Origin of the sequence: Acidovorax delafieldii 2AN (assembly GCF_000175235.1) — a bacterium.
In the GTDB taxonomy this organism is placed as follows: domain Bacteria; phylum Pseudomonadota; class Gammaproteobacteria; order Burkholderiales; family Burkholderiaceae_C; genus Acidovorax; species Acidovorax delafieldii_B.
In genome coordinates this window covers 1-9,017 of sequence record NZ_ACQT01000152.1, presented here as the reverse complement: position 1 = coordinate 9,017, position 9,017 = coordinate 1, and the positions used below count along the sequence as shown (strand labels likewise).

Sequence of the window (9,017 nt, the reverse complement as noted above, 5' to 3'; positions counted from 1 at the left end):
GAATCTCCAAAGAGCATTGCCTGTGTCAGGGTTTAACGTCTGCACCCGATTGCTGATTCGTCCCGCACAGAGCAACAGGACGGCACCGGATCGCAGATTGCAAGAAACTTGCTACTTTTTACATAGCTGCCAGCGCTTACCGAATAAGCGCCGGCAACCGATTTCATTCCAACCAGTCGGAAAAACGGGCCATCGAAACGGCACCCTTCCCCCAGGCCAATTACTTGGCGCGTGCTGCCATGATGGCTTCCGACACGTTGCGAGGGGCTTCGCTGTAGTGCTTGAATTCCATCGTGTAGGTGGCGCGACCTTGCGTTGCGGAACGCAGCGTGGTCGAGTAACCAAACATTTCCGACAGCGGGACTTCGGCACGGATGGCCTTGCCGCCGCCCGGGATGTCGTCCATGCCCTGCACCATGCCGCGACGGCTGGACAGGTCGCCCATCACGTTACCGGCGTAGTCTTCAGGCGTTTCCACTTCCACGGCCATCATGGGTTCCAGAATGACCGGACCGGCCTTCTTGCAACCTTCCTTGAAGCCGAAGATGGCAGCCATCTTGAACGCCAGTTCGTTCGAGTCCACATCGTGGTACGAACCGAAGTGCAGCGTGACCTTGACGTCCACCACAGGGTAGCCGGCCAACACGCCTTGCGTGACGGCTTCGTTGATACCCTTTTCCACGGCCGGGATGAATTCGCGAGGAACCACACCGCCCTTGATGGCGTCGACGAACTCGATGCCCTTGCCGGCTTCGTTGGGTTCGATCTTGAGCACGACGTGACCGTACTGGCCCTTACCACCGGACTGGCGCACGAACTTGCCTTCGGCTTCTTCCACCGTCTTGCGGATGGTTTCGCGGTACGCCACCTGGGGCTTGCCCACGTTGGCTTCCACGCCGAATTCACGCTTCATGCGGTCCACGATGATTTCGAGGTGCAGCTCGCCCATGCCCGAAATGATGGTCTGGCCGGATTCTTCGTCGGTCTTCACGCGGAAGGACGGATCTTCGGCCGCCAGACGCTGCAGCGCGATACCCATCTTTTCCTGGTCAGCCTTGGTCTTGGGTTCCACGGCCTGCGAAATCACAGGCTCAGGGAACACCATGCGCTCCAGAATGATCGGCGAGCCGATGTCACACAGGGTTTCGCCCGTGGTCACTTCCTTCAGGCCCACGCAGGCAGCGATGTCACCGGCGCGGATTTCTTCCACTTCCTGGCGCTCATTGGCGTGCATCTGCACGATACGGCCGATACGCTCCTTCTTGCCCTTGATGGGGTTGTAGACCGTGTCGCCCTTGGACAGGACGCCGGAATACACACGCACGAAGGTCAGCTGGCCCACGAACGGGTCCGTCATCAGCTTGAATGCCAGGGCCGAGAACTTCTCGCCGTCATCCGCCTTGCGGGTGACCGGATTCTCGTCGTCGTCGGTGCCCGTCACATCGGGAATGTCCGTTGGTGCCGGCAGGTAGTCGATCACGGCGTCCAGCATGCGCTGGACACCCTTGTTCTTGAAGGCCGTGCCGCACAGCATGGGGTGGATTTCCGTAGCGATGGTGCGCGTGCGCAGGCCCAGCTTGATCTCCGCTTCGCTCAAGTCACCTTCTTCCAGGTACTTGTTCATCAGCTCTTCGGAGGCTTCGGCTGCGGCTTCCACCATCTTCTCGCGCCATTCCTTGGCGGATTCCACCAGGTCGGCCGGGATGTCTTCGTAGGTGAACTTCATGCCCTGCGAAGCCTCGTCCCACAGGATGGCCTTCATCTTCAGCAGATCGACCACACCAGTGAACTTGTCTTCGGCGCCGATGGGAATCACCACGGGCACGGGGTTGGCCTTCAGGCGCAGCTTCATCTGGTCGTAGACCTTGAAGAAGTTGGCACCGGTACGGTCCATCTTGTTCACAAAGGCCAGACGAGGCACCTTGTACTTGTTGGCCTGGCGCCAGACGGTTTCCGACTGGGGCTGCACGCCACCCACGGCGCAGTACACCATGCAGGCGCCGTCCAGCACGCGCATGGAACGCTCCACTTCAATCGTGAAGTCCACGTGGCCGGGGGTGTCGATGATGTTGAAACGATGCTCGGGGTAGGTGTTGTCCATACCCTTCCAGAAACAGGTCGTGGCGGCCGAGGTGATCGTGATGCCGCGCTCTTGCTCTTGCTCCATCCAGTCCATGGTGGCAGCACCATCGTGCACTTCACCAATCTTGTGGCTCACGCCCGTGTAGAACAGGATACGTTCGGTGGTCGTGGTCTTGCCAGCGTCAATGTGGGCCGAGATACCGATATTGCGGTAGCGCTCGATGGGGGTATTGCGAGCCATGGTGGATCCTTGATGGGTCGTATTGGAGAGGGTGTCGGGCAGCCATACTGGCAAGAAAGCCCGTCAATTTTGTGACTGCCTGAAATCGACACAAGGCTGCAGGCAAAACGCCGGCAGCCTTGGGCCTACATCAGGGCAAATCCGCGTTTTAGAAGCGGAAGTGGCTGAATGCCTTGTTGGCTTCTGCCATGCGGTGCACTTCGTCACGCTTCTTCATGGCACCGCCACGGCCTTCGGTGGCCTCGAGCAGTTCGTTGGCCAGGCGCTGTGCCATGGACTTCTCGCCACGCTTGCGGGCGGCTTCCTTGATCCAGCGCATCGACAGGGCCAGGCGGCGCACGGGACGCACTTCCACAGGCACTTGGTAGTTGGCACCGCCCACTCGGCGGGACTTGACTTCGACCATGGGCTTCACGTTGTTGATGGCAACGGTGAAGGCTTCCAGAGGATCCTTGTCGGGGTGCTTCTTCTCGATCAGTTCCAGGGCACCATAAATGATGCGCTCTGCAACTGCCTTCTTGCCGCCTTCCATGATCACGTTCATGAATTTGGACAGCTCTACATTGCCGAACTTGGGATCCGGCAGGATTTCACGTTTGGGGACTTCGCGACGACGTGGCATTTTTTACCTCTATCTTTGCTTCAGTTGGCATCTTTTCAGACACCGCGAGAGCCAATCTCTGGACTCCCACTTACTCGACCCGCGCAGAACACCTGCGTTTGGGGTCACTACGCTGCTTCACCGCGCCACGCGGGAGACAGCACCGAAAATTCTTGGCAGCAAGCGCAGGGCTTACTTGGCCTTTGGCTTCTTCGCGCCGTACTTGGAGCGAGCTTGCTTACGGTCCTTGACGCCTTGCAGGTCGAGGGAGCCGCGCACGATGTGGTAACGCACACCGGGCAAGTCCTTCACACGACCGCCGCGAACCAGCACCACGCTGTGTTCCTGCAGATTGTGGCCTTCACCGCCGATGTAGGAGATCACCTCAAAACCGTTGGTCAGGCGCACCTTGGCGACCTTACGCAGAGCGGAGTTAGGCTTCTTAGGCGTCGTGGTGTACACACGGGTGCACACGCCACGGCGCTGTGGAGAGTTTTGCATCGCGGGGCTCTTGGAGTTGGTCGTTTCGACCTGACGCCCCTGACGCACGAGCTGGTTGATGGTTGGCATGAATACGTCCCTAAACGTGAAATGCTTCGTGAAAAACGAAAACGTGAATCCCTTCGGAAATTCCGAAAAGCCTTCTAATGTAGCAGGGCAGCCCCCGTTGGGCAAGCCCCGCTGCGCTGCCCACCCGGGCCCACGGCTTGAGGTGGCGGCACGGATTGAAGCAAAATCCGGGCAATGCGCAGGCAGTGCCTGCGCAAGCAGCTATCCTTTTTGAACAGACTGGAGGGGGCGCTTATTTGATCCATAGCCGGATCGCATCCCACGCCCGGCCCAGAATGCCCGCCTGCTCCACACCATCCAGCGCCACCAGCGGCACTTCGGCCAGTTGCTGCTCACCCAGCGACACCTTGAGCGAGCCGATGGCCTGGCCCTTGGTATAGGGCGCAACCAGCGGGTCCTGGCGCACGATCTGGCTCGTGACCTTGCCGGCGCTGCCCGCCGGCACGGTCACCACGATGGGCTCCGAACGGCCGATCCGGATGGTGCTTTCCTTGCCCTTCCACACGGCGGGGGTGGCGACGGGCTGGCCCGCGTCAAACAGCTTGACGGCGTCGAACGCCGTGTAGCCCCAGTTCAGCAGCTTCTGGCTTTCATTGGCCCGTGCGTTTTCGCTGGCGGCGCCCAGCACGATGGAGAGAAGCCGGCGCTGACCCACATTGGGGAAGTCACGCTTGGAGGTGGCCACCAGGCAATAGCCCGCCGCCGCCGTGTGGCCGGTCTTGAGGCCATCCACGGTGGGGTCGCGGAACAGCAGCATGTTGCGGTTGTTGCCGTTGGACGCGGGCGTGCCGGGGTAGCTGTATTGCTTGGTGGAGTAATAGTGCATGTACTCCGGGAAGTCCTTCATCAGCCGACTGGCCAGGGTGGCCAGGTCGCGCGCCGTGGTGGTGTGGCCGGGCTCGGTCAGACCCTCGGGGTTCTTGTAGGCCGTGTTCTTCATGCCCAGCGCCTGGGCCTGATCGTTCATCAGCTTCACGAAGTTCTCGGCCGTGCCGCCCACGCCCTCGGCCAGGGCCATCGTGGCGTCGTTGCCCGACTGCACGATCATGCCCTTGAGCAGGTCGTCCACCGCCACCTGCATCTTGGGGTCAATGAACATGCGCGATCCGGGCATCTTCCAGGCCCGCACGCTCACGGGCAGCTTCTGCTCGAGCGTGATTTTCTTGGCGCGCAGCGCATCGAACACCAGGTAACCCGTCATGAGCTTGGTGAGCGAGGCCTGCTCCACCGGCGCGTCGATGTCCTTGGCCGCCAGGATCTGGTTGGCGGTCACATCGACCAGCATGTAGGTGCGCGCCGCGATCTCGGGAGGCTGGGGCGCCTGGGCCTGGGCCCAGAACGCAGCAGGCGCAACCGCAGCAAAAAGGGCCAGGGATCGCAGGGCGGGGAGTATGGATTTCATGGAGCAGGAGATAAAACTAAAGGAGCGCAGGGCCCGATGACGAAAAAACATGCCGACGAAGCCGGCCGTGGCAGCCGCGGCGCGAACGCCCGGCCTTGCCGGCTTCAGCGGCCCGACTGGAGGTGGCGCACCACCAGGCTCCTGAGCAGCGGCAATTGTCCGTGAAAGAAATGGCCGCCCCCGGGGATGACTGTGACAGGCAGTATCTGCGGCCGCGCCCAGTCCAGCACGGCCGAAAGCGGCACGGTGTCGTCCTGTTCGCCGTGCAGCACCAGGGTGCGCAGATGGGCCTCGGGCGGCACGGGGGCCACCGTGAAACGGCTGGCTGCCGTGCCCACCAGCACGGCCTGCGCCACCTCGCGCTCGCCCCACAAGGCGGCCAGCGCGTGGCTGGTGACAAAGGCACCGAACGAGAACCCGGCCAGCGCGATCGGCCCTTCGGGCGCCACCTGCTCCACCACGGCGAGCAGGTCCTGCAGTTCTGCGCGCCCGCCGTCGTGGACGCCCGCACTGGCGCCCACGCCCCGGAAATTGAAGCGCACGGTGGTCCAGCCGCATTGGGTGAAGGCGCGCGCCAGCGTCTGCACCACCTTGTTGTCCATGGTGCCGCCGAACAGCGGATGGGGATGGGCAATGACGGCCACGCCCCGCGGTGCGGCGCCTTCCGGCAGATGGGCGGCATCGCGCGCCGCCTCGATGGCGCCGGCAGCGCCGCTCAGCGCCAGGCGTTCGGTTTGTGCATTCACGGCTTGCTACTCATTCAATAGCTGACTGCGCTTTCCACACAAGCGCAAGCAGCCAAAAACACTCGAAGAACGGTAGAGCGGTGATCAGCGCCCAAGTTCCGGTGGCGTGAGCAGCCGTTCGACGATCTGGCCGTTCTTGAGGTGCGACTCGACAATTTCATCGACGTCGCTGGCGTCCACATACGAATACCAGGTGCCCTCGGGATACACCACCGCCACCGGCCCGGCCGCGCAGCGGTCCAGGCAGCCTGCCTTGTTCACCCGGACCTTGCCCGGCCCTGCCAGCCCGGCCGCCTTGACCTGCGCCTTGCAACGGTCGAAGGCCTCCTGCGCACCGTGGTGGGCGCAGCTGTTTTCCCCATTGGGGCGGTCGTTCAGGCAAAAGAAGATGTGGCGGGCGTAATAGCCGGGCGCTGCCGCGGCGCTGGAGGGGGTGTCGCTCATAGCGCCATTCTAGTTTTGCGGCTCCCGGCGCGAGACCCGAAATAACACATACGCGAGTGCGGCATAGGGCCACAGCCAGCCCAGCCACTGCCCCAGGCCGAAGAACCGGATGAAACGGCCCTGCTCCCAGGTCTGCAGGGTCTGGGCGAAGTAGGCGTTGGCGGGCGCCTGGTTCAGCAGCCCCAGGTGCCACGTGAGGGCGAGCAGCAGCACTGCCGCGCTGGCACGCCGCGGCAAGGCCAGCAGCAGCGCAGCCAGGGCGAGGGCCGACCACACCCCCACGCGCGTGGGCTCTTCCAGCCAGCTCCAGGCATGGGAGGGCCCCCAGCTCAGGGCCGCCGACAGCGCCGTCACCGCGATTCCCACCAGCACCACGCCGATGGCGAAAACGGCGCGGCGCCCCACATGGCGGATGACGCAATAGCCCAGCAGGCAGGGGATCAGCAAACCCAGCGTCACGCACAGCAGTTCGCCACTGGGCGACAGGGATTCGAGGGGCACGTCGCGCACGGGCAGCCATTCGAGAAAGGGCGTGTCGGCCAGCATGTCTTCCAGGCCCAGCTCCAGCCGCTCCAGCACCTGCCCCAGCCCGAAGGGCACCGCCGCCGGAAACAGCAGCGCCGCGGGCCACAGGGCCAGCAGCACCAGCGCGCCACGCGCGTCCTGCACGAACCAGCGGGCGCGAAACACGCTCCAGCGGTCAATCGCACCCCAGCGCTCCAGCAGCGCCGCCGTGCAGGCCCCCAGCAGCGCGCCGCAGGCGTTGAGCAGCAGGTCCAGATTGGAAGAAACCCGCCGCGGCAGGTAGATCTGCAGGTACTCCATCAGCAGCGACAGCGCCGTGCCCGCCAGCGTGGCCAGCAGCACCGCACCGCGCTCGTGCCCCGAGCGCAACAGCGCCAGCACCAGCAGAAAACCCAGCGGGGCATAGCCCGCGACATTGATGGCGATGTCAAACCCCGTCCAGTACCGTGGCAGGGGAGCCGACAGGAACACCCACGGGTCGATCCCCTGCGCGCGCCAGCCGTCAAACGGAAAAAGGCTGGCAAAGACGATCAGCGCCGCATGGATCAGCGCCAGAGGCCAGGCAGAGGTCTTGTGCACCGGCGCAGGCTCCCTGGTGTCAGAAGGGCTTGACCACCACCAGCACCACCGCCACCAGGAGCAGCAGCACCGGCACCTCGTTGAACCAGCGGAACCAGACGTGGCTCCTGCGGCTGGTTTCGGCCACAAGCTTGCGCAGCAGCACCGCGCAGGCGTGGTGGTAGCCGATCACCAGCAGCACCACGGCCAGCTTGGCATGCAGCCAGCCATTGCCCGGGCCGCGCCCGATGCCGTAGCCCAGCCACAGCCACAGGCCCAACGCCACGGCGGGCACCGCCAGCATGGTGGTGAAGCGCAGCAGCTTGCGCGCCATCAGCACCAGGCGTTCGCGCTCGGCCACCGAACCGGGCGCCACCATCGCCAGGTTGACGAAGATGCGCGGCAGATAGAACAAGCCAGCAAACCAGCTGGCCACGAAAACGATGTGAAAGGCTTTGACCCAGAGCATGCCCGCAGTTTAAGGGCCTGCAGGCGCAGACAGCGCCAGTGCAACGGCGGCAGGGGCTGTTTTCGCCCATGCCAGCGGATAATGAACCCATGCACCTCTCCAGCCCCACCCCCTTCCCGCAAAACCGCCCCCGTCGCCTGCGCCGCGATGCATTCACCCGCAATCTGGTGCGCGAGCATGCCGTCACGCCCCACGACCTGATCTACCCCGTGTTCGTGCACGAAGGGCAGAACCAGCGCGAGGCCGTGCCATCGATGCCCGGCGTGGACCGCCTGAGCCTGGACCTGCTGCTGCCCGTGGCCGAAGACTGCGTGAAGCTGGGCATCCCCGTGCTGGCGCTGTTTCCGGCCATTGATCCGTCGCTCAAGACGCCCGACGGCAAGGAGGCACTGAACCCCGATGGACTGATTCCGCGCGTGGTGCGCGCCCTCAAGAAAGAGTTTCCCGACCTGGGCGTGATGACCGACGTGGCGCTCGACCCCTACACCAGCCACGGCCAGGACGGCGTGCTGGACGAGACCGGCTACATCATCAACGACGAGACGGTGGAGATCCTCACCGGCCAGGCGCTCACCCATGCCGAAGCAGGCGTGGACATCGTGGCCCCCAGCGACATGATGGACGGGCGCATCGGCGCCATCCGCGAAGCATTCGAGGTGCAGGGCCACATCCACACCCGCATCATGGCCTACAGCGCCAAGTACGCCAGCGCCTTCTACGGGCCCTTCCGCGATGCCGTGGGCACGCGCGGCGCCCTGGGCAAGAGCAACAAGTTCGTCTACCAGATGGACCCGGGCAACAGCGACGAAGCGCTGCGCGAAGTGGCGCTGGACATCGCCGAGGGCGCCGACATGGTGATGGTCAAGCCCGGCATGCCCTACCTGGACATCGTGCGCCGCGTGAAGGACGAGTTCCGCGTGCCCACCTTCGCCTACCAGGTGAGCGGCGAATACGCCATGATCAAGGCGGCGGCCGCCAACGGTTGGCTCGACCACGACGCCGTGATGATGGAAAGCCTGCTGGCCTTCAAGCGGGCGGGGGCCGACGGCGTGTTGACCTACTTCGCCCGCGACGCCGCTCGGTTACTTCAAAAGTAATAGCACAAGGCGCTTTCCACATAAGCGCAAGAGGCCATTTTCATACCAAAACGCACGGTATGCGCATCTTCCATATCCACGCCGGCGGCGTACGCGAGCTGGGCGTGCTCCCGAGCGAGCCGCCCCGCCAGGGCTTCTTCTGGATCGCCTGCACGCGCGAGGCCTTCGGCGCGGAGCTCGGCCTGATCCAGGCGTCGCTGCAGGCCACCACCGGCCTGCAACTGGTGGACCTGCATGTCTCCGACCTGCTCAACGCCCAGCTCCCGTCGCACTACGACTACA

At 63.9% G+C, this 9,017-nt stretch carries 9 protein-coding genes and 1 pseudogene; 2 read left to right on the top strand and 8 right to left on the bottom strand.

Annotated features, from left to right (window positions below):
* Positions 1–220: 220 nt before the first annotated feature.
* The 8 genes from fusA to ACDELDRAFT_RS15710 form a co-directional block, all read right to left on the bottom strand.
* Complete coding sequence (gene fusA / locus ACDELDRAFT_RS15745; protein ID WP_005798543.1) at positions 221–2,323, bottom strand: elongation factor G; 2,103 nt, start codon at positions 2,321–2,323, stop codon at positions 221–223.
* A 148-nt stretch (positions 2,324–2,471) separates the two neighbouring features.
* Positions 2,472–2,945 (bottom strand): 30S ribosomal protein S7, encoded by a 474-nt coding sequence (gene rpsG, locus ACDELDRAFT_RS15740; protein WP_005798541.1) that lies wholly within the window; start codon positions 2,943–2,945, stop codon positions 2,472–2,474.
* A gap of 171 nt (positions 2,946–3,116) precedes the next feature.
* The gene (gene rpsL, locus ACDELDRAFT_RS15735; protein WP_005798539.1) at positions 3,117–3,494 is read right to left on the bottom strand and encodes a 30S ribosomal protein S12; all 378 of its coding nucleotides are present in this window, start codon (positions 3,492–3,494) and stop codon (positions 3,117–3,119) included.
* A 232-nt stretch (positions 3,495–3,726) separates the two neighbouring features.
* Entirely contained in the window at positions 3,727–4,896 is a 1,170-nt protein-coding gene (locus ACDELDRAFT_RS15730) for a D-alanyl-D-alanine carboxypeptidase family protein (RefSeq protein WP_040329494.1), read from the bottom strand.
* Positions 4,897–5,000: 104 nt separating this feature from the next.
* Positions 5,001–5,642 carry an alpha/beta hydrolase gene (locus ACDELDRAFT_RS15725; RefSeq protein WP_005798536.1) on the bottom strand — a complete coding sequence of 214 codons (642 nt, stop codon included), beginning with the start codon at positions 5,640–5,642 and terminating at the stop codon, positions 5,001–5,003.
* Positions 5,643–5,726: 84 nt separating this feature from the next.
* Positions 5,727–6,086, bottom strand: coding sequence for a (2Fe-2S) ferredoxin domain-containing protein (locus ACDELDRAFT_RS15720; RefSeq protein WP_005798533.1), 360 nt, complete (start codon positions 6,084–6,086; stop codon positions 5,727–5,729).
* A 9-nt stretch (positions 6,087–6,095) separates the two neighbouring features.
* A complete protein-coding gene (locus ACDELDRAFT_RS15715; RefSeq protein ID WP_005798531.1) occupies positions 6,096–7,190 on the bottom strand; it encodes a VanZ family protein in 1,095 nt (364 codons plus the stop codon).
* 19 nt (positions 7,191–7,209) lie between these two features.
* Positions 7,210–7,638 (bottom strand): CopD family protein, encoded by a 429-nt coding sequence (locus ACDELDRAFT_RS15710; protein WP_005798530.1) that lies wholly within the window; start codon positions 7,636–7,638, stop codon positions 7,210–7,212.
* 89 nt (positions 7,639–7,727) lie between these two features.
* Here ACDELDRAFT_RS15710 and hemB point away from each other — a divergent pair, with 89 nt between their 5' ends.
* A complete protein-coding gene (hemB, locus tag ACDELDRAFT_RS15705; RefSeq protein WP_005798529.1) occupies positions 7,728–8,735 on the top strand; it encodes a porphobilinogen synthase in 1,008 nt (335 codons plus the stop codon).
* 59 nt (positions 8,736–8,794) lie between these two features.
* Positions 8,795–9,017, top strand: a pseudogene (locus tag ACDELDRAFT_RS15700) (magnesium transporter CorA); the annotation flags it as partial.